The sequence below is a fragment of the Alkalibacter mobilis genome, assembly GCF_015594845.1.
In the GTDB taxonomy this organism is placed as follows: domain Bacteria; phylum Bacillota; class Clostridia; order Eubacteriales; family Alkalibacteraceae; genus Alkalibacter; species Alkalibacter mobilis.
Genome location: NZ_JADNRK010000069.1, coordinates 1 through 1102, shown reverse-complemented (window position 1 = coordinate 1102; position 1102 = coordinate 1). Strand labels below are relative to the sequence as shown.

Sequence of the window (1102 nt, the reverse complement as noted above, 5' to 3'; positions counted from 1 at the left end):
AGGGAGCAGCTGCCGAAGGTGGGGCTAGTAATTGGGGTGAAGTCGTAACAAGGTAGCCGTATCGGAAGGTGCGGCTGGATCACCTCCTTTCTAGGGAGCAAGTGAGTAGTGTGCTGTTATGTTTTGAAAGATTTCGTATCTTTCAAAGTAGTTGGGGGATATACAGTTGAAAGCTAGCCAAAAGAAATTTTGGCATAAGTTGGCGACGTATAACTTGCAACTTAAGTGGGGGTGTAGCTCAGTTGGGAGAGCACCTGCCTTGCAAGCAGGGGGTCAGGAGTTCAAGTCTCCTCATCTCCACCATTCTATAACTAAAAAACACTCGGGGGCTTGTAGCTCAGGTGGTTAGAGCGCACGCCTGATAAGCGTGAGGTCGGAGGTTCGAGTCCTCCCAAGCCCACCATAAGCAAAGTTGTAGAAACAAAAAAGAGAAATGGTCTTAATTGGCTTCTGCCATGCAACGATGTAAAAATCGTCATCCTGAGTTTTATATGAAGGATCCATGTATGAACGAAATAGCCTGAACCTCAACTTTCTAACGAAAGTATCGGTCATTGGCTTTCGACATGCAGCGATGTAAAATCGTCGTCCTGAGGTTTGTCCGAAGGATTTATGTATGGGAAGAAATAGCCCTGAACCTCAACTTTCTAACGAAAGTATTGGTCATTGGCTTCGCCAAATAAGCATCACATCGACCAACTTCATGAGAGCAAGCTCTCAACAGTCGATCGAAATGATACTTGCTATTTCTCAGTGATATTTGAAAACTGCATAAGAACATATAAGTAAAGAAACAAAGAACGATCATCTAAACATCTATCGTTTCGGAAACGGAACGAAAAAAAGAGATAATTTTAGACGAGTCAGGGTTTCGGTAACAAGAAGCTGAGCGAAGAAATGAGCGCGCGTATATAAACATACGTAAGCGAATTTGTGAGTGATAGGCGACAAAGTTAGCGGAAGCATGGCGACGTATAAAAGAGGTCAAGTTACTAAGAGCATAGGGAGAATGCCTTGGCACTGGGAGCCGAAGAAGGACGCGACAAGCTGCGAAAAGCTGCGATTAGGTGCAAATAACCGTTGAGTCGCAGATATCCGAATG

General features: G+C 44.5%; 2 tRNA genes and 2 rRNA genes. All 4 read left to right on the top strand.

What is annotated here, in order from left to right:
* Nucleotides 1-90 (top strand): 16S ribosomal RNA (locus IWB18_RS12420); the annotation flags it as partial.
* A 137-nt stretch (nucleotides 91-227) separates the two neighbouring features.
* Nucleotides 228-303: transfer RNA gene (locus tag IWB18_RS12415), tRNA-Ala, on the top strand.
* Between the two features lie 23 nt (nucleotides 304-326).
* Nucleotides 327-403, top strand: a tRNA-Ile gene (locus tag IWB18_RS12410).
* A 579-nt stretch (nucleotides 404-982) separates the two neighbouring features.
* Nucleotides 983-1102 (top strand): 23S ribosomal RNA (locus IWB18_RS12405); the annotation flags it as partial.